Origin of the sequence: Pseudomonas helmanticensis (assembly GCF_900182985.1) — a bacterium.
GTDB classification, from domain to species: Bacteria; Pseudomonadota; Gammaproteobacteria; order Pseudomonadales; family Pseudomonadaceae; genus Aquipseudomonas; species Aquipseudomonas helmanticensis.
Genome location: NZ_FXUY01000001.1, coordinates 1,925,723 through 1,945,734, shown reverse-complemented (window position 1 = coordinate 1,945,734; position 20,012 = coordinate 1,925,723). Strand labels below are relative to the sequence as shown.

Genomic DNA, 20,012 nt, shown 5'->3' with positions numbered 1-20,012 from the left:
AGTTATTCGAGGGAGTCGAGCAAATCATTCAGCCGCGCCAGGTGTTGGCGTACTTCCACGGCCAGCGCGGGCGTCACGGCCATGCCGGTCAAGCGACATTCCAGTTCGACAAACGCGCTGGCCAAGACGTTGATCTGCACCGCCCCCAACGCCCCCGCCATGCTGTGCAGTTGCTGCGCCACGCTGTTGGCGTCGGCTGCATCCAGTGCCGTCAGGGTGGTCTGAATATCCTGGCGCAGGGTGGTGACAAACAACTCGCGCATTTTTGCTGATAGCGGCGGCGGGGCATCGATAACGGGGGCCACAGCGATTTTGCAATGTTGCTCAAGTTGCGTGCGCAGGGTAGCGAGGTTCAGCGGTTTGACCATCCACGCGTTCATGCCAACGGCGGCACAGCGTTCGCCTTCTTCGCGCAGGGCGTTGGCGGTGACGCCAATGATCGGCAGCGTCGCGTCCTGTTGGCGTACGGCCTCGGCCAGCCGGTAGCCATTCACGACGGGCATATTGACGTCGGTCAGCAGCAGATTGAAACGACCGGGCGCCCACTGTGCCAAGGCCTGTTCGCCATTCGCGGCGACGACCACCGCGCAGCCCAGTGCTTCCAGTTGTTCCTTGATGATCGCCGCGTTGATCACGTTGTCTTCGGCCACCAGCACCTGCAGATTCAGTGGGCGGGTCTTTGCCTGCAACGAGGCTGGGCGCTGCGCATGGGTGCCGTGTTGTGCCAGATAAATCGCCCAGGCAATTGCGCGCACATCGTCGGCGTCGACCGCCCAGTCGGTGCCATTCAGTTGCGACGGGTTTGGCCCGCCCGCTACGGCGACGATCCTTGGCCCGCTCCAGCGCGGGGCATTGTCGAGGGGCATGAGGTCCACCAACAGCGCCGCCGATGGCGGCATCTCGGTCGTCACCAAGCGACAATCCAGGCCAAAACGATTGAGCCAGGCGATGAGGTGCAGCGCCAGTTCGTTAACGGGTGCACGAACATAAACGGCGGGGCTTCCGGCCACGAACGCGGGGCAGTCGGCCAATGCGCCCGGCACGTTCTCCAGTGCGAGTTGCAGGGTAAAACTGCTGCCCAACCCCGGTTCACTGACCACGCTCAACTGACCGTGCATCAACTCGCACAGCCATTTGCAAATGGCCAGGCCCAGACCCGCGCCGGCCTGACTGTCGGCGTCGTTGACCTGATAGAACGGGTCGAACAATTGCTGTTGCTGCGCCTGGGAAATCCCCACGCCCGAATCGCTGACCTGCCATTGCACTTCGGCGCTGCCAGCGGCGTTTTGCAACACGCGTCCGCGCAGCACCACGCGGCCATTGTCGGTGAATTTGATCGCGTTGCTCAGCAGGTTGTTGAGAATCTGGCGGATGCGCAACGGGTCACCCAGAAGCCGGTCCGGCAATGCCGAATCGATGCACGCATACAGTTGCAGGCCTTTGGCGCGGGCAAAGGCGCTGTAAGTGCGCACGACGTCTTCAGTCAGCTCCAGCGGACAGAAGTCCTGAAGCTCAAGGGTCATTTGCCCGGCCTCGATCTTCGACACATCGAGCACATCGCTGATGAGCTTGAACAGGCTGGCGGAGGAGCGCTGGATGGTGTCCAGATAATCCTGCTGGCGCGGCGCGAGCGGCGTCAGGCCGAGCAATTCGAGGGTGCCTAGCACACCGTAGAGCGGCGTACGAATCTCATGGCTCATGGTGGCGAGGAAACGACTTTTGGCTTGGTTGGCCGAGTCGGCGGCCTGCCGTGCTTCTTCCAGGGCTGCCGCGTCTTCGATGTGCCGGGTCACATCGTGCAGCGCACACAGCCAAGCGTCCTGGCCCTGGTAACGTGTCGAGACGAAGGCCATATGCAGGTGCCGCCCGTCGATTTCCAGATCGGCATGACCGGACTGTGTGTGCGACTTGAGCAGGCTCATCAAACGGCTGCTGTCGTGCCATTGCTGGGCGCGCTGGTTTTCCAGGAGTACGTGGTGATCGCTGCGGCGGATCACGCACAGGCCGGTTGGCGCGGTGTCGATCACCGCCCGGCTGAATGCCTCGCTTTCGGCGATGCTCGCGTGCGCACTTTGCGCCGGCAGTATCACGCGCGCGGTGTACCAGCGATTGATGGCCCGACCGCAACCGAGCAACGCCAGCACCACCGCCACGAGGCACAGCAATGGCCACAGCGCATAGCTGAGGAAACTGCGCAGGCTGATGACGTAGATCGCGGTCCAGTGTTGCTCGCCGGGGCTGCTCAGCTTGAACACCAGGCCGTCGCGGTTGAAGTTTATCCCTTCATCCAGTGCCTGGTCGGACCTCTGTGCGCCGGTCAAGACCACGCCGGCCGGGGTGATCAAAGTGAAGTCATCGTAAATCGACCACTCCATCAATCGCTCGATGTTGTTCACCTGGGACAGTTTCAACAGCGTGCCGAGCACCACCCAGGAATCGGCACCTTCAATGGTCAGCGTTGGCTGCAGCAGATTGATCCTGACGTAGGCCAGCAGGGTCGGTGTCGCCTCGCTGTCCTGAGTGGGCGGGTAGGGCGCCCAATGCACTTGATGATCGGCCGCGGATGAAGGCTGCTCGCGTGTGTGCTGGTTCACCTGGCTCATTATTTCGGCAAACGCGCCAATCTGCATGGGGCCGGCACCGCGCAAGCGCCCGGCGGAGGGCACGGCCACGTCGAAGTTGTCGGGGCCATTGAGCAGGATCACTTGCGGCGACTGATAGTGCGATGCCGCCCAGAACGCGCTGTAGTAGGCGGCCAGATAACTGCCCAGCGCGAAAACCTTGGGGTATTGGTCGGCGGCGATTCTGTGCGGATCGATCTTTACACTGAACGGCAGGGAGAACGGCAAGCCGCGTCCTTCATAGACATTCGGGCCTTCTTCGGGCAGCAGCTTTTGCGAATAAGTGGGCAACACCAAAGGGAAATATTGGCCCTTGGCACTGGCTTGCGAGATATCGCGCAGAAACACTTCCTGCTCGTGGATGTTCTCCATCAACCGGGCGAAGTGAAACTGCAGGGTATCGCGCTGCTCTTCGAGCATGCGCTGCACGCCAACATAGCTGATGCCCAACAGCAGCAACACCAGGGCGCCGAGCAGCAGCAGACTTTTGTTCAAGCGCAGCGAACTGCTGGCCAGTTTGTCCAGAAATGCATTGGTATGCGGCATTACAGCGCCTGGCCAGCGGTGATGGGACAGCCTTGGGACACAGTGACCTCGGTAGCGAGCGACGTTGAACAACAGCCACGTGCCGCTCAATAGGCAGTCGCCGGCCCGTCGTGGGTCAGCAAGTGCTGGAACTGCTCGGCTGAAACGGCGTGGGAAATCAGGAAACCCTGAACCTGAGTGCAGTCGATCTTACGCAACAGAGCAAGTTCTTGTGCGGTTTCTACGCCTTCGGCCACCACGGTCAGACCCAATTGGCGACCGAGGCTGACAATGCTGGTCAGGGCTTGCGCGAGTTCGGCGTTGGCATTGCAGCCTTGTACCAGAGCACGGTCGATTTTCAGTTCGGTGAACGGCGCGGACACCAGGTTCATGTATGAGCTGTAGCCCTTGCCGAAATCGTCCTGCGACAGACCGAACCCCTTGATCCGCAAGCGGCACGCGCCGGCGTAGAAATTGCTGATGTCATCGGGCACCGAGCACTCCATCAACTCGAAACAGATCCGCGCGGGCAAGCCCTGATGGGCAAGCACGAAAGCGAGGATGCGGTCGGGCAGGTCGTGGCTGTTGAGCAGGTGCGTGGGCAAATTGACCGAGACCGGAATGTCATAGCCCTGTTCGCGCCAGGTCGCTTGGGCGGTGATCGCCTGTTTCAGCACGCACCAGAGCAACGGCTCTTCGAGACCGAACGCAATCAATGCCGGCAAGAACACACCGGGCAACAGCGTGCCATGTTCGGGATGGTTCCAGCGTACCAGCGCTTCGGCGGCAACAATGCGGCCATTGCTCAAGGCCTTTTTGGGTTGAAACCAGGCTTGCAGTTCACCATTGTCGAGGGCGTTGGAAATACTCTGACGATCAATGCCGGGATGGTTCGCCGCTGGAGCGCTCTGGCGCAGCGCCTGCAATTGATCGATCAGGCAGCGCAGGGCGGCAGCGTTCACTGGTTTGGAAATCAGCCCGATGACTTTCACTTGCAGGTTGCTCGCCACCAGGCTCGCGCCCATCAGCATGCGTCGTGAGGCGGCGCTCATGATCGCCAGCGCCGGACGCGAACGTTGGGCGGCGAGGCCCTGAATAAATTGCACGCCGTCCATGCCGGGCATCAGCAGGTCGGTGAGCACCAGATCGAAGTCGCGTTGTTTCAGGTAATCCAGTGCTTCTTCGCCGTCCCTGGCGCACGCCAGATCAAAGTCGCCCAACTCGCTGAACAGGTTCTGCAAATACAGGTGTTGGAAGGGGTGGTCTTCGACAATCAGAATGCTACAGGGCTTCATGGGCGACTCGTTCGTAGGGAGCCAGGACAGCGAACAAGGCTCGTAGCGTAAAAGGTTTGACCAGGCAGTGATTCATGCCGGCAGCCAGGCACAGCGCGTCCTCACCGCGCAGGGCGTTGGCGGTCGCGCCGATGATCGGAATGCTGCAACCGAGGCGCCGCAGGGCTTTGGCCAGCTCATAACCGTTGAGGCGGGGCATGTTGACGTCGGTCAAGATGATGTCGAACGCAGCGTCGGGCCACAGCGCCAAGGCCTCTTCGCCGTCGCTGGCCAGTGCCACGGTGCAGCCGAGTTCTTCGAGCTGATCGCGCAGGATCAGTTGATTGATGACGTTGTCTTCGGCCACCAGGATGTGCAGGTGCAACGCGCTCATCGCGTGGGGTTCATTGTCTTGCGGGCGGTGAAGGATCTGGCCGCTCTGGGCCTGGCGAACGGCCCGTTGAATCGCCAGCAGATCATTCAGATTGACCTGCCAGCCGTCGCCGCTGAACTGCGGCTCGTGGGCGCCGTCACCGCTGGCCAGTACGCGCGGCCCGCGCCATGTCAGGTTCGGGCGCTGTCCGAAGGCCGCGGGATACAGTTCCAGCAACACTGCCGTTGTATCAGGCTCGATGTCGTCCGGTGCGCCGATATGCGCGCGGGCGCCCCAACGACGCAACCAGCCACTGACGCTGTCGGCCAGTTCGCGCACGGGCGAAACGACATAGACAATGTCCGCTGCCAAGGGCGGCAAAGCTGCGGATGGTGTGTTACTGCAGCGTTGCTCCAGCGGCACGCTCAGGGAAAAACTGCTGCCCAGGCCCGGCTCGCTGACCATGCGCAGGGTGCCATTCATCAAGTGGGTCAGACGCTGGCAGATCGGCAACCCCAGGCCGGTGCCGGCAACCACATTGGTGTTGCCGGCGGTCTGGTAGAACGGTTCGAAAATAAACGCCTGATCGTCATGGGCGATGCCTTTGCCGGTGTCCGAAACCTGCCATTGCAGACACACGCGTTCGCCTTCGCGAGCGAGCAGTCTGACTCGCAACACCACGCGCCCGGAATCGGTGAACTTGACCGCGTTGCTCAGCAGGTTGTTGAGGATCTGTCGCACCCGGCTGACATCGCCGATCAAGTGCTCAGGCAGTTGCGGGTCCAGGCAGGCATAGAGTTGCAGGCCTTTGCTTTGCGCGGCAGCGGCGTAACCCTGCACCACCTCGTGCACCAGATCTAAGACGGAAAATTCGCTCAGCTCCAGCGCCAGTTGCCCGGCTTCGATCTTCGACACATCGAGCACGTCGCAAATCAACTGCAGCAAGGTGGCCGACGACCCCTCGATCGCCCGCAGGTAACTTTTCTGCTGAGTGTCCAGCTGCGTGCGCGCGAGCAACTCCAGAGTGCCCAGTACGCCGTAGAGCGGGGTGCGGATTTCGTGGCTCATGGTCGCCAGAAACAAGGTCTTCGCTTCGTTGGCGGCATCCGCCGATTGGCGTGCCTGTTCCAGTGCTGCTTCGATTTGCCGCCGTGCGCTGATATCGCTAAATGCACAGAGCAACACGTCTTCACCCTTGTAGCGGGTGGGCGCACAGCTCAGGTACAGGTGACGACCGTCGGCGGTCTCGAAGTAATCGGTCAGGCATGGCGTGGTTTCGTCAAATGCATCACGGATCCAGCCCGCGCCCAGTTGCTCGCTGCACTGGCCCAGCCATTGCCGCGCGAGGGTGTTGTCCAGCACCACTTGGCCGTCACTGCGGCGCAGCACGCACAGCGCCACCGGCGCGGTCTGAATCACGTCGCGGCTGAACAGTTCGCTTTCCACCAGCGCCTGTATGCGCTGGATCGCCGGGGTAATGACGCGATGCTCCAAACGACGAACCAACAGGCACACCAGGCTGATACTCAACACGCAGAACAGCAGCGCGCCGAGCATTTGTGGCCACAGGGCGCGCAGCACCGCCAGCAAATCAATGGAGTAAGTCAGCTGCCAATCCGACGATTTCAGCTGTTTGCGCAACACCAATTGCTCGGGCAGCCAGCCATCGCCGACGAAGCCGAAAAAATCCTGTTGCCGCAGCAGCGGCAGATTCTGTTCGGGCGGTGGTTTATGGCTGTTGCTGAACAGCGGCTTGCCTTGGGAGTTGAACATGGTGAACTCGCCGGCGCTGTGGTCGTTCAAGGCGTTGGAGACTTCACGGTCGTCCATTTCCAGGCCGAGCCAGCCGGAGTGGACATCGCGTTCATCCAGGCGAATGAAGATGTACAGCTGCGAGTGCCCGTCTGCGGCATGGGTCAGCCACAGTTCCGACAAGGTCGCCGTGAGCTTGAGCGCTTCCAGTTGATCCAGCGTGGCCTGTGGCAAACCGACGACCAGCGGCGTCGCGTTGTATAGCCGCAATACATGACCGCCATTGCTGACATACAGCAGATTGAGCTGCTTGGCTTTCAGGTAATCGCGCATTCGCTGGGTCAGCCAGATGCTCCATTGCTTGCCCGGCGGTTGCCCCAGCAGCAGACGGATTTCTTCTTCGGACACCGGCACGTTTATTTTCGCCTTGCGTGTGGCCGACAGGCTCAGGCTTTCCAGCAGCGCTTCACGGGTGGTGAAAAAGGTATGCGCTTCGGCGATGGCGCTGCTCATGTAGCTGCGCCGTTGGGAAATCTCATTGTTGAAGGTAAACAGCAGGAAGCTGTACACGCCGCCTAGAATGCCCACCAGCAGCACCAGGGCAAAAATGCGCAGCAGGCGCCGCGCCGCATCGGGCGAGGACAGGAGCGGGCTGATCTGATGGAGGTAGTTCTTCAATCTCATCCCGGCACTCTATGGAGGGCCGGGAGCGGGGGAAATCAGACGATCCTTAGAGTGCTACAAGTAGTTCACGACGAAGGTGACTTCGGTGTTGGCGCTGCCAGCCTTGAGTTCGCCCGTGGGCAGACGGTAGTACGCGGCGGTTAACGGGATTTTGAAATCGGTTCCGGTGGTGGTGAAGGCGTTGAACGGGTAGGTGGTGTCGAATGCGATCGGTTGCCCGACGTCATTCATCAATTGCAGGCCGATGCCAGTGGCGGTGGAGGTGCTATTGAGTGCAACGATGCCCTTGGTCGCGTCGATGACGGGCGTGGTGGCCTTGAGCGAATAGGTGACTTTCCTGATGCCGGTCTGGCACTGATTCAAGGCGATGGCGAAGCGCACGGTGCGGGGTTTGGCGCCCGCTTCGCTGAACTCCTGGAGTTGATAGTCATCGCCCATGGCGACCGGGACGGCAGGGGTCTGGCAGGAGGCTGCGTTCAACACCAAAGCGTTGGCCAGGTTGTATTTGCTCAAGATGATTTCACTTGATTGCAGATTGCCCAGATTGCCGGCCGGTATCGTGATCTGCGCCGCCAATGGGCCTGACTTGACGATTTCCAGACGGGTCGAGCCTGATGGTATGGCGTAGCGCCCTGGCACTAACGCACGCAGCGAACCCTCATAGCGATTTAGCGCATCTATCCAGACCCGGAAGGAAAGCCCTGTATTGCCCAGAGGGAACGTGGATACTTTGTCGGTCGGGGTACCATAGACAGGATTGACGCCCACACCATATTGCGTGGAGGCGGTGCATTCCCATTCGTTATTAGACGATTGCTGCGCAGTATCCTGGTAAACCACGGTTCCATCGGGCGTGTCAGCGGGGATGGTCAGACCACCATTGGCCAGGCTGGCGCCGAAATTGAGCGTTTGCGTGTTGATATTACCGGTGAATGAGCAAATGGCTGCCATCGCGTCCGTTGCGCAGGCCAGCAACGTCGCCGCGGCGCAGGTGAGCAGGGAGCGTTGCAGTTTTAGACGCTTCATGAAAGGGACTTTACGTGTTGGCCAAAGAGTGGCGTACGTTAGACACGCCGTTTGCCGATGGACATCAGGCGATTCTTAGAACACCCTCGCGCGAATCCGCAAACGCGACGATGTATTAGACTCACCTGAGCCTGAAAGCCGTGCACGTGGTGCGCTTCCCGGTTTACCAGAGAGGTCACATGGTCCGCTTGAGTATGGTCTTGCTCGGTCACGAATTCGTCCGCAAGCGTTGGTCAGCGCTGGCGTTGACGGGCATTGTCTGGGGCGCGGCCGGTGTGGGCATCTTCATTGATGCGCTCGACGGCGTTTTGTATTTCCCGCTGCATCTTTTCGGTTACCTGTTATTGCTCGAAGCGCTGATCCTGCTGCTGGTGCCGGCACCGCAAGCCGGGACCGCTGCTGCCCTGCGCAAAGCGCGAGGATTGGCTTTTCTCTTGCTGGGACTGCTGATCGTCGACCGGCAACACGCCGCCGGGCTGATTCTGGCGGTGCTGTTTGGCGGGGCTTTTCTGCTCGATGGCGGCTTTCGGTTGGCGGCAGCGGTGGTGGTGCGTTTTGTCGGTTGGCAAGTGTCACTGCTCACGGGTTTGTTCGAAATCGGCTTTGGCGTGTTCATCTTCGAGCCGTACCCGACGCTGTATAAGGGCACGGTACCGTTTTGCATTGGCATGAGCCTGTTTCTCACCGGTTGCGCCTTGTTGCGGCAAGCCGTGCGCTTCAAAAACCAGCCGCCGCTGGCCAGTCCTGTCGAGGGCCCTGCGCCGGCCAACAGCGGCGCGGTGGTGATTCATGTCTGGACCCCCAGCGGCACCGTCGATGACACCTTGGTGCGCAATCGCCTGCTGAATCGCTACATCGCGGCGGTCGACATCAACGGCGTGATCTCCGCCGGCCACGCGGCACTGGAATGTGGCCCGGACATCTACATCAGCCATTACCCGTTGGATGACATCGATCGTTCGGCGGGGGATTTCGTGCGCTTGCTGCGGGCGACGCCGAACAACGATGTCGCCGGCAGGTTTCTGCCGGACTATGCCGGCGAGGTGGCGGACTGGTGTCCGTCTTCGGTGCAGGTCAGTTTTGCCCACTACGATGCGCGGCGACTCAGTGCGTTCTGGGCGGAGTATCGGCAGAACAGCACGTACAACCTGACCAGTCGCAATTGCTCCAGTGCCGTCGCCCATAGCCTCGAAGCGGCGCTGGAAGGGGCGATGAACCGGGGTCATTCGAGCATGCTCGACTTCGCCCGAGTCATCTTCAGCCCCGAGTTCTGGGTCGCCGCGCAAGTGCGCAAACGCGCCGAGGCGATGGCCTGGACGCCCGGGCTGGTGCTCGACTATGCGCGAGCGCTGCATGCGGCCATCGAGCCGGCACCGCCGGGCTGGCACAGCATTTATGCGGTGAGCAAACGTGCCTTTGGCTATGTGGCGACTGCCTTGCGCGGGCGTGAGGTGCATCCGGTGCAGCCGCCACCAGTGCATCCTTCTGACGATTCCTCGACATCCTCATAGAGATCAAAAGATCGCAGCCTTCGGCAGCTCCTACACGGTTCTGATCCCTGTAGGAGCTGCCGAAGGCTGCGATCTTTTGATCTTCGTCACCCCTCTTCAGCACAAAAACCAACTCCACTGGTCAACTATTTACAAAGCTTCCTAACTATTTCGTTGACATTCGCTGCCTAGGCAGTAACATCTCGACATACATTCACTGCCTAGGCAGTTATTAGGTGAGCAAATGAAGCATTTCACCCCGGACGAATTCAAACACTGCCATCTCGGCCTGTTGCTTGGCCGTGCTGCGCTGCTCAAAGACCGGATCATCGACACCCACATGGAACCCCACGGCATCACCGCCGCGCAGTTCAAGGTGTTGATCATCATGGCCCAGTACGGCGTCGATACCCCGGCCGAACTGTGCCGGCATCTGTCGCTCGACAGCGGTTCGATGACACGCATGCTCGATCGTCTGGAGCAGAAAGGTTTTCTCGCTCGCCAACGCAGCGAAGGCGATCGCCGTCAGGTGCAACTGACCCTGACCGAGCAAGGCCAGCAACTGGCCGATCGCCTGCCGCACATCGGCGCCGATGCAATGAATGAACTGGCCGGCGCCGTCACCCCGGACGAGCTGAAGACCCTGGAATACATCCTCAAGAAAATCCTGCTGGCAGCCGGTGACCCGATCACCCTCCAGCGCTTAGGTGAACACAATGAGCGGTAAAACCCTGCGCAGCAGCCTGACCCTGGTGCTGTCGGCGATGATCCTCGCCGGTTGCGCCAACTACAGCGGCCTCGACACGTCGGGCGCGAGCCTCGATGCGAAAAACCTGAAAGTCGGCCAATCCCTCAACGGCGTGACCCTGTCGCCGGCCGCGTGGCCGAAAAGCGACTGGTGGACCAGCCTCGGCGATCCGCAACTCGACGGCTTGATCCGCGAAGCTCTGCACGACAGCCCCGACATGCAAATCGCCGAAGCCCGCGCCCATCAGGCCAGCGCCGCTGCGTATGCCGCCGATGCCGAGCGTTATCCAACCCTCGACGCCAGCGCCGGCATCAGCCGCTCGCGCCTGGCCAAGGATCAGGATCCACGGGGGCAGGGCGATGCTTACGCCACCGTGCGTAATGTCAGCGCCGGCTTCAATTACAACTTCGACCTGTGGGGCGGCCAGCGTGATGCCTGGGAAGCCGCACTCGGTCAGGCCCGCGCCGCTGAAGTCGATCGTCAGGCGGCACAGTTGACGCTGGCCGCGGATGTTGCTCGCGCCTATAGCGATCTCGGTCAGGCGCATATCGTTTATGACCTGGCCAATGACGACCTCAAGCGTACCAAGCAGATGCTCGATTTGAGCCAGCGTCGCCTGAGTTCCGGGATCGACAGCCAGTACCAGTTCCAGCAAACCCAGAGTCTGGAAGCCAGTTCCGAAGCCAGCCTGATCGATGCGGAAAAACGCCTGAGCAGCGCCAGGATCGCCTTAGCCGTGCTGCTCGGCAAAGGCCCGGATCGCGGTAACGAAATCGCCCGGCCAAAAGTCCTGCAAGCCAGTGCTGTCGCGGTGCCGTCGGTGTTGCCTGCCGAATTGCTCGGTCGTCGCCCGGATCTGGTTGCCGCCCGCTGGCGTGTCGAAGCGGCGAGCAAAGACATCGACTCGGCGAAAACCCGCTTCTATCCCAACTTGAACCTGTCGGCTTCGGCCGGTGCCGAATCTTTGTTGGGTGACGCGATGTTCGGTTCGGCCAGTCGCTTCTTCAACATTGCCCCGACCATTTCGGTGCCGATCTTCGACGGCGGACGCCTGCGCGCCAACCTCGACGCCCGCGACGCCGATTACGACCTGGCAGTGGCGCAGTACAACAAAAGCCTGGTGAAAGCACTCGGTGATGTCAGCGACACGATCAACCAGTTGCGTGACATCGGCCGGCAGATCGGTGCGCAGCAACACGCCACCGAGATTGCTCAGGATTCTTACAACACCGTCGTCCAGCGTTACGGTTCCGGCATCGGCAACTACCTGGACGTGCTCAGCATCGAGCAGCAATTGCTGCAGGCCCAGCGTCAGTTGGCCAACCTCAATGCCGAGCAGATCGACCTGTCGATTCAACTGATGCAAGCGCTGGGCGGCGGCTTCCAGGGGCAAACCCTGACCGCAGCCAACGCCACCCCAGCCACGCCGCACAACTAATTCAAGGTAATTGTCATGGCCACTGCCGAAAACACCCAAGCTCAAGACAACACCCCGGACACCGGCAACCCGCGCAAACGCAAAGTGATGCTGTTGGTCCTGGCGGTCGTGGTTGCACTCGCCTGCGCCGGCGTCTGGGCGTATCACGAATTCATCGGGCGCTTCAATGAAAGTACTGACGACGCCTACGTCAACGGCAACGTCGTCGAAATCACCCCGCTGGTGACTGGCACCGTGGTCAGCATCGGTGCTGACGACGGTGATCTGGTGCATGAAGGCCAGGTACTGATCAACTTCGACCCGAACGACGCCGAAGTCGGCCTGCAAAGTGCTCAAGCGAAACTGGCGCGCACCGTACGTCAGGTGCGCGGCTTGTACAGCAACGTTGATGGCATGAAAGCCCAGGTCAACGCGCAACAGGCTGAAGTGCAAAAAGCCCAGGACAACTACAACCGCCGGAAGAACCTGGCGCAGGGCGGGGCAATTTCCCAGGAAGAACTGTCCCACGCTCGCGACGACCTGACCTCGGCGCAAAACGCCTTGGCCAATGCCAAGCAGCAACTGAAAACCACCAGCGCACTGGTCGATGACACCGTGGTGTCGTCGCACCCGGACGTGATGTCCGCCGCTGCCGATCTGCGTCAGGCTTACCTGACCAATGCCCGTAGCACCTTGATCGCGCCGGTCACCGGTTATGTGGCCAAACGCACCGTACAACTTGGTCAGCGTGTGCAGCCGGGCACGGCGCTGATGGCAGTGATTCCGCTGGATCAACTGTGGATCGATGCGAACTTCAAGGAAACCCAACTGCGTGACATGCGCATCGGTCAGCCGGTTGATATCGAGTCGGACATCTACGGCAGCGACGTGAAGTACAGCGGCACCGTCGACAGCCTTGGCGCCGGTACCGGTAGCGCGTTTGCCTTGCTGCCAGCGCAGAACGCCACCGGTAACTGGATCAAGATTGTTCAGCGTGTGCCGGTGCGCATCCACATCAACGCCGAAGAACTGGCCAAGCATCCGCTGCGCGTCGGTCTGTCGACCAATGTTGAAGTGAACCTGCACGACCAGAGCGGTCCGGTGCTGGCGCAACAGCCTCCACAAAAGGCCTCGTTCAGCACCAATGTTTACGACCGCCAACTGGCCGAAGCCGACGCGATGATTGCGCAGCTGATCCACGACAACAGCGCAGCGGTCAGCAAAACCGCGCAACGCTGAGATCACACCTGTGGTCAGGGGATTTATCTGAGATACAGGGATTGATCTGGGAAAAGGAATTCCTTGTGGCGAGGGGATTTATCCCCGTTGGGTCGCGCAGCGGCCCCTCTTTGGATCAGGAAAAGACGGGACTGCTGCGCAGTCCAACGGGGATAAATCCCCTCGCCACAGTAGTTTTCCTTATCCCATAGATTGTTTTCCGCATGGGCAGCCGCGTCTGTAACGGACGCAGCGCCAACCCGGTTCCAAAGGATTCGCGATGAGCAATAACGCCTCTTTCACGCCGCCCAGCCTGTTGCTCAGCACCATCGGTCTGTCGCTGGCGACGTTCATGCAAGTGCTCGACACCACCATCGCCAACGTGGCGCTGCCGACGATTTCCGGCAACCTGGGGGTGAGTTCGGAGCAGGGCACCTGGGTGATCACCTCGTTCGCGGTGAGCAACGCGATTGCGCTGCCTCTGACCGGCTGGCTCAGCCGCCGTTTCGGCGAGGTAAAACTGTTTTTGTGGGCCACCATTCTGTTTGTGCTGGCCTCGTTTCTCTGCGGTATCTCGACGTCGATGCCGGAACTGATCGGCTTCCGCGTGCTGCAAGGTCTGGTCGCCGGGCCACTGTACCCGATGACGCAAACCCTGTTGATCGCGGTCTATCCGCCCGCCAGGCGTGGCATGGCCCTGGCGTTACTGGCGATGGTCACAGTGGTGGCGCCCATTGCTGGGCCGATTCTTGGTGGCTGGATTACTGACAGTTACAGCTGGCCGTGGATCTTCTTCATCAACGTGCCGATTGGCATCTTTGCGGTGATGGTGGTGCGCTCGCAGTTGGCCAAACGTCCGGTGGAAACCAGCCGTCAGCCGATGGATTACGTCGGTCTGATCACGCTGATCATTGGTGTTGGCGCGTTGCAGGTGATCCTCGACAAGGGCAATGACCTGGATTGGTTCGAGTCGAACTTCATCATCATTGGCGCGGCGATTTCGGTGGTGGCACTGGCGGTGTTCATCATCTGGGAAATGACCGACCAGCATCCGGTGGTCAACCTGCGCTTGTTTGCGCACCGTAACTTCCGCATCGGCACGCTGGTGCTGGTGCTGGGTTACGCCGGGTTCTTCGGCATCAACCTGATCCTGCCGCAGTGGTTGCAGACGCAAATGGGCTACACCGCAACGTGGGCCGGGCTGGCCGTGGCGCCGATCGGGATTCTGCCGGTGCTGCTGTCGCCGTTTGTCGGCAAGTACGCGAACAAGTTCGACCTGCGCCTGCTGGCCGGGCTAGCGTTCCTGGCGATTGGCCTGAGCTGCTTCATGCGGGCTGGGTTCACCAACGAAGTCGACTTCCAGCACATCGCGCTGGTGCAGCTGTTCATGGGCATTGGCGTGGCACTTTTCTTCATGCCGACCCTGAGCATTTTGATGTCTGACCTGCCGCCGAGCCAGATTGCCGATGGCGCGGGCCTGGCGACGTTCCTGCGGACGTTGGGCGGTAGTTTTGCGGCGTCGCTGACCACGTGGATCTGGATTCGTCGGGCGGATCAGCATCATGCGTATATGAGTGAAAGCATCAGCACTTATGAGCCGGCCACACGTGAGGCGCTGAACCAGTTGGGCGGGGCGAGCAACCCGGCGTATGCGCAGCTCGATCATGTGCTGACCAGTCAGGCGTACATGCTCTCCACCGTGGATTACTTCACGCTGCTGGGCTGGGGCTTCATGGGGTTGATTCTGATTGTGTGGCTGGCCAAGCCACCGTTTGCTGCGAAGGCCGGCCCGGCCGCTTCCGGGCACTAAGGTCAAAAGCCCCTCACCCTAACCCTCTCCCGGAGGGAGAGGGGACTGACCGTGGTGGATGTTCGAGGTACACCGACTTGCAATACCGAGTCGAACTCGGGTTTTGAAAAGCATAGAGATCGGCTCCCTTTCCCCCTCGCCCCCTTGGGGGCGGTCCGACGTTTCGGGAGGGCTGGGGTGAGGGGGTAAAGCTTTTAGCCGTGCGGCAAAGCCAGCGGCGGGGCGAAGTCGAACGGCGCCAAGGCGTACCCGCTCTCATCCACCTGCAACGCCCAGCCCTGACGATCCCAATCCCCCAGCACAATCCGCTTCGCCGCTTCATCGCCGATCTGCAACTTGTGGATCGCCGGGCGATGGGTGTGGCCATGGATCAGGGTTTTTACGCCGAACGCCTGCATGATCCGCGGAATCTCCTCCGGCGTGACATCGACAATGTCATTGGCCTTCATCCGCGTCTGTGCACGGCTCTCGCTGCGCAGCTTGCGCGCCAGCTTATGGCGGCTGCTCAGCGGCAGGTTACGCAGGATAAACAGGGTGATCGGATTACGCAGATAGCGCCGCAGCTTCATATAGCCAACGTCGCGCGTGCACAGGCTGTCACCGTGCATCAACAGCACCGGCTCGCCATAAAACTGCACGACACTCGGGTCCTTCAACAACGTACAGCCGGCCTGCTTGCAGAAGGCCTTGCCGAGCATGAAGTCGCGATTGCCGTGCATCAGAAAAATCGCCGTGCCGCTGTCGCTCAATTCGCGAAGGGCCTGGCAGATGGAACGCTGGAAGGGCGTCATGGCGTCGTCGCCAATCCACGCTTCGAAGAAGTCGCCGAGAATGTACAACGCACTCGCCGAGCGGGCGCGTCCGGCGAGCAAATCCAGAAACGCCCGGGTGATGTCCGGGCGCTCCTCTTCCAGATGCAAGTCTGAAATCAGCAATATCACGCTTCGATGATCTCGGCTTTCTCGATGATCACGTCGTCTTTTGGCACGTCTTGGTGGCCGGACTTGGAAGTGGTCGAAACACCTTTGATCTTGTCGACAACGTCGGTGCCGGCAACCACTTTAGCGAATACCGCGTAGCCCCAGCCCTGAGTAGTCTTGGCGCTGTGGTTCAGGAAGCTGTTGTCGGCGACGTTGATGAAGAACTGCGCGGAAGCCGAATGCGGCTCCATGGTACGGGCCATCGCAACGGTGTACTTCTCGTTCGGCAGGCCGTTGTCGGCTTCGTTCTGGATGCTTGGACGCTTGTCTTTCTTTTCCTTCATGCCTGGCTCGAAACCGCCGCCCTGGATCATGAAGTTACCGATTACACGGTGGAAAACGGTGTTTTCGTAGTGACCGGCTTTGACGTATTCGATGAAGTTGGCAACGGTCACCGGTGCCTTTTCAGCGTTCAGTTCGAGGACGATGTCGCCATGGTTGGTGGTCAATTTAACTTGAGTCATGATCGCTACTCTTTATAAGGAATTCGTGGGTAATGGGACATGTCGACCCGTTACCGGTTCAGCCCATCAGGGCCAAGGTGCGCAGTTTAGCGTGACAGGCGCGAATTTCGAGGCGGTTTTTTCATTTCTTGGCGATAAAAAGCGCGCCTTTATAGGGCCTGCTCTGTCAGCCCCTTGACAGCATCGGCTATGATAGCGGCTTTGTTTTGTCTGGCCCCTCTCTGCGGCCGCGCACATGTAAGTCAAGGATCCTATGAGCAAGCCCACTGTCGACCCTACCTCGAATGCCAAGTCCGGCCCTGCCGTGCCGGTCAACTTCCTGCGGCCGATCATCCAGGCAGACCTGGACTCGGGCAAGCACACCCAGATCGTCACCCGTTTTCCGCCTGAGCCCAACGGCTACCTGCACATCGGCCACGCCAAGTCGATCTGCGTGAACTTCGGCCTGGCCCAGGAGTTCGGCGGCGTCACGCACCTGCGTTTCGACGACACCAACCCGGCCAAGGAAGATCAGGAATACATCGACGCGATCGAAGCCGACGTCAAATGGCTGGGCTTCGAATGGTCCGGCGAAGTGCGCTACGCCTCGCAGTATTTTGACCAGTTGCACGACTGGGCCGTCGAGCTGATCAAGGCTGGCAAAGCCTACGTCGACGACCTGACCCCGGAGCAGGCCAAGGAATACCGTGGCAGCCTGACCGAGCCGGGCAAGAACAGCCCGTTCCGCGACCGTTCGGTGGAAGAAAACCTCGACTGGTTCGCCCGCATGCGTGCCGGTGAGTTCGCCGACGGCGCCCGCGTGCTGCGCGCGAAGATCGACATGGCCTCGCCGAACATGAACCTGCGCGACCCGATCATGTACCGCATTCGCCACGCGCATCACCACCAGACCGGCGACAAGTGGTGCATCTACCCGAACTACGACTTCACCCACGGTCAGTCGGACGCCATCGAAGGCATCACTCACTCGATCTGCACCCTGGAGTTCGAAAGCCATCGTCCGCTGTACGAGTGGTTCCTCGACGCTCTGCCAGTGCCGGCGCACCCGCGTCAGTACGAGTTCAGCCGTCTGAACCTCAACTACACCATCACCAGCAAGCGCAAGCTCAAGCAACTGGTCGATGAAAAGCACGTGCATGGCTGGGACGATCCGCGCATGTCCACGCTGTCGGGCTTCCGCCGCCGTGGCTACACGCCGAAATCGATCCGCAACTTCTGCGAAATGATCGGCACCAACCGTTCCGACGGCGTGGTCGACTTCGGCATGCTCGAATTCAGCATCCGTGACGACCTCGATCACACCGCGCCGCGCGCCATGTGCGTCCTGCGTCCGCTGAAAGTGGTCATCACCAACTACCCGGAAGGCCAGGTCGAGAACCTCGAACTGCCGCGCCACCCGAAGGAAGACATGGGCGTGCGCGCGCTGCCGTTCGCCCGGGAAATCTACATCGACCGTGACGACTTCATGGAAGAGCCGCCGAAGGGCTACAAGCGCCTGGAACCGGCCGGTGAAGTGCGTCTGCGCGGCAGCTACGTGATCCGTGCCGACGAAGCGATCAAGGACGCCGACGGCAACATCGTCGAACTGCGTTGCTCGTACGACCCGGAAACTCTGGGTAAAAACCCTGAAGGCCGCAAGGTCAAAGGCGTGATCCACTGGGTGCCGGCAGCCGCCAGCGTCGAGTGCGAAGTGCGTCTGTACGATCGCCTGTTCCGTTCGGCCAACCCTGAGAAGGCTGAAGACAGCGCGAGTTTCCTCGACAACATCAACCCTGATTCGCTGCAGGTACTCACCGGTTGTCGTGCGGAGCCATCGCTTGGCAATGCACAGCCGGAAGACCGTTTCCAGTTCGAGCGCGAAGGCTACTTCGTCGCCGATTTGAAGGACTCGAAACCAGGTCAGCCGGTATTCAACCGTACCGTGACCCTGCGCGATTCGTGGGGCCAGTGATTCAGCGTCAAGGAAATTAAAAGTGCTGACGATTTACAACACGCTCACCAAGAGCAAAGAAGTCTTCAAACCGCTCGATGGCAACAATGTGCGCATGTACGTCTGCGGGATGACCGTGTACGACTACTGCCACATTGGCCACGGCCGCAGCATGGTCGCGTTCGACCTGGTGACACGCTGGTTGCGATTCAGCGGTTATAACCTGACGTACGTGCGCAACATCACCGACATCGAAGACAAGATCATCAATCGTGCTCGCGAAAACGGCGAGCCGTACGATGCGCTGACCGAGCGCATGATCACCGCGATGCACGAGGACGAGGCACGCCTCAACATCCTCAAGCCGGACATGGAGCCGCGTGCCACCGATCACATTCCGGGCATGCTGAGCATGATCCAGACCTTGATCGACAAGGGTTACGCCTACGCCCCGGGCAACGGCGACGTGTACTACCGCGTCGCCAGATTCATGGGCTACGGCAAACTGTCGCGCAAGAAAATCGAAGACCTGCGCATCGGTGCGCGCATCGAGGTCGACGAAGCCAAGCAGGATCCGCTGGACTTCGTCCTGTGGAAAGCCACCAAGCCGGGCGAGCCAAGCTGGGAATCGCCATGGGGCGCCGGGCGTCCGGGCTGGCACATCGAGTGCTCGGTGATGTCCACCTGCTGCCTCGGCGAAACTTTCGACATTCATGGCGGCGGCAGCGACCTCGAGTTCCCGCACCACGAAAACGAAATCGCCCAGAGCGAAGCGGCCACCGGCAAGACCTACGCCAACGCGTGGATGCATTGCGGCATGATTCGCATCAATGGCGAGAAGATGTCCAAGTCCTTGAACAACTTCTTCACCATTCGCGACGTGCTGGAAAAGTACCACCCGGAAGTCGTGCGTTACCTGCTGGTGTCGAGCCACTACCGCAGCGCGATCAACTATTCGGAAGACAACCTCAAGGACGCCAAAGGCGCACTCGAGCGTTTCTACCACGCGTTGAAAGGGCTGCCGAACGTTGCACCGGCGGGCGGCGAAGCATTCGTCGAGCGTTTCACCACGGTGATGAACGACGACTTCGGCACGCCGGAAGCCTGCGCAGTGCTGTTCGAGATGGTGCGTGAGATCAACCGTCTGCGTGAGAGCGATCTCGCTGCAGCGGCGGGTCTGGCAGCGCGCCTGAAAGAACTGGCGAGCGTGTTGGGCGTGTTGCAGCTTGAGGCCGATGACTTCCTGCAAGCCGGCGCCGAAGGGCGTGTCGATGCGGCTGAAGTCGATGCGCTGATCGCGGCGCGTCTGGCGGCACGTGCCGGGAAGGATTGGGCTGAGTCCGATCGGATTCGTGATCAGTTGACGGCGATGGGCGTTGTGCTGGAAGACGGCAAGGGTGGGACTACCTGGCGTCTGGCTGACTGACCGAACCTGCTCGGCGTGATGATCGTTCCCACGCTTTGCGTGGGAACGCCTCCTCGGACGCTCCGCGTTCGGCTTTGCAGAGACGCAGAGCGTCCCGGGCTGCATTCCCACGCGGTGCGTGGGAACGATCAACAAAACCCGCCGTGTGCGGGTTTTTGTTTGGCCGCGAGAAAAGCCCCTCACCCTAGCCCTCTCCCAGGGGGAGAGGGAAATGATTGGGGGATATTCAGGAAATACGCCGACTTGAACGTGTTGCTTTGAATCCATAATCAAC

13 protein-coding genes are annotated in these 20,012 nt (G+C 60.5%); 7 read left to right on the top strand and 6 right to left on the bottom strand.

What is annotated here, in order from left to right; translation table 11 throughout:
- Nucleotides 1-2 precede the first annotated feature (2 nt).
- From QOL84_RS08740 to QOL84_RS08725, 4 genes are all read right to left on the bottom strand, one after another.
- Complete coding sequence (locus QOL84_RS08740) at nt 3-3,167, bottom strand: hybrid sensor histidine kinase/response regulator (protein ID WP_283436939.1); 3,165 nt, start codon at nt 3,165-3,167, stop codon at nt 3-5.
- A gap of 86 nt (nt 3,168-3,253) precedes the next feature.
- Nucleotides 3,254-4,441 (bottom strand): response regulator cyclic di-GMP phosphodiesterase PvrR, encoded by a 1,188-nt coding sequence (gene pvrR / locus QOL84_RS08735; protein ID WP_283436938.1) that lies wholly within the window; start codon nt 4,439-4,441, stop codon nt 3,254-3,256.
- Nucleotides 4,428-7,229, bottom strand: a complete 2,802-nt coding sequence (locus QOL84_RS08730) for an ATP-binding protein (protein WP_283436937.1) — start codon at nt 7,227-7,229, stop codon at nt 4,428-4,430. Before QOL84_RS08730 ends, pvrR begins: the two co-directional genes overlap by 14 nt.
- A gap of 54 nt (nt 7,230-7,283) precedes the next feature.
- Nucleotides 7,284-8,255 carry a fimbrial protein gene (locus QOL84_RS08725; protein ID WP_283436936.1) on the bottom strand — a complete coding sequence of 324 codons (972 nt, stop codon included), beginning with the start codon at nt 8,253-8,255 and terminating at the stop codon, nt 7,284-7,286.
- A gap of 179 nt (nt 8,256-8,434) precedes the next feature.
- Between QOL84_RS08725 and QOL84_RS08720 the strand changes: the two genes are divergently transcribed.
- The 5 genes from QOL84_RS08720 to QOL84_RS08700 all read left to right on the top strand — a co-directional run bounded on the left by QOL84_RS08720 (nt 8,435) and on the right by QOL84_RS08700 (nt 14,938).
- Entirely contained in the window at nt 8,435-9,766 is a 1,332-nt protein-coding gene (locus QOL84_RS08720; RefSeq protein ID WP_283436935.1) for a hypothetical protein, read from the top strand.
- A 223-nt stretch (nt 9,767-9,989) separates the two neighbouring features.
- Nucleotides 9,990-10,472, top strand: a complete 483-nt coding sequence (locus QOL84_RS08715; protein WP_008082119.1) for a MarR family winged helix-turn-helix transcriptional regulator — start codon at nt 9,990-9,992, stop codon at nt 10,470-10,472.
- Nucleotides 10,462-11,931 (top strand): efflux transporter outer membrane subunit, encoded by a 1,470-nt coding sequence (locus QOL84_RS08710; protein ID WP_283436934.1) that lies wholly within the window; start codon nt 10,462-10,464, stop codon nt 11,929-11,931. Before QOL84_RS08715 ends, QOL84_RS08710 begins: the two co-directional genes overlap by 11 nt.
- Nucleotides 11,932-11,946: 15 nt before the next feature.
- On the top strand, nt 11,947-13,149 hold the full coding sequence (locus tag QOL84_RS08705) for an HlyD/EmrA/EmrK family protein (RefSeq protein WP_283436933.1): 1,203 nt from the start codon (nt 11,947-11,949) through the stop codon (nt 13,147-13,149).
- A gap of 259 nt (nt 13,150-13,408) precedes the next feature.
- Nucleotides 13,409-14,938, top strand: coding sequence for a DHA2 family efflux MFS transporter permease subunit (locus tag QOL84_RS08700; protein WP_129392154.1), 1,530 nt, complete (start codon nt 13,409-13,411; stop codon nt 14,936-14,938).
- A gap of 194 nt (nt 14,939-15,132) precedes the next feature.
- Here QOL84_RS08700 and lpxH read toward each other — a convergent pair whose 3' ends face one another.
- Entirely contained in the window at nt 15,133-15,879 is a 747-nt protein-coding gene (gene lpxH, locus QOL84_RS08695) for a UDP-2,3-diacylglucosamine diphosphatase (RefSeq protein ID WP_129392157.1), read from the bottom strand.
- Nucleotides 15,876-16,382, bottom strand: coding sequence for a peptidylprolyl isomerase (locus QOL84_RS08690; RefSeq protein WP_283436932.1), 507 nt, complete (start codon nt 16,380-16,382; stop codon nt 15,876-15,878). Before QOL84_RS08690 ends, lpxH begins: the two co-directional genes overlap by 4 nt.
- A gap of 253 nt (nt 16,383-16,635) precedes the next feature.
- On the opposite strand from QOL84_RS08690, the gene QOL84_RS08685 reads away from it, so the two are divergent.
- Entirely contained in the window at nt 16,636-18,333 is a 1,698-nt protein-coding gene (locus tag QOL84_RS08685) for a glutamine--tRNA ligase/YqeY domain fusion protein (protein WP_283436931.1), read from the top strand.
- Between the two features lie 22 nt (nt 18,334-18,355).
- A complete protein-coding gene (cysS, locus tag QOL84_RS08680) occupies nt 18,356-19,738 on the top strand; it encodes a cysteine--tRNA ligase (protein ID WP_129392166.1) in 1,383 nt (460 codons plus the stop codon).
- The last annotated feature ends 274 nt before the right edge of the window (nt 19,739-20,012 follow it).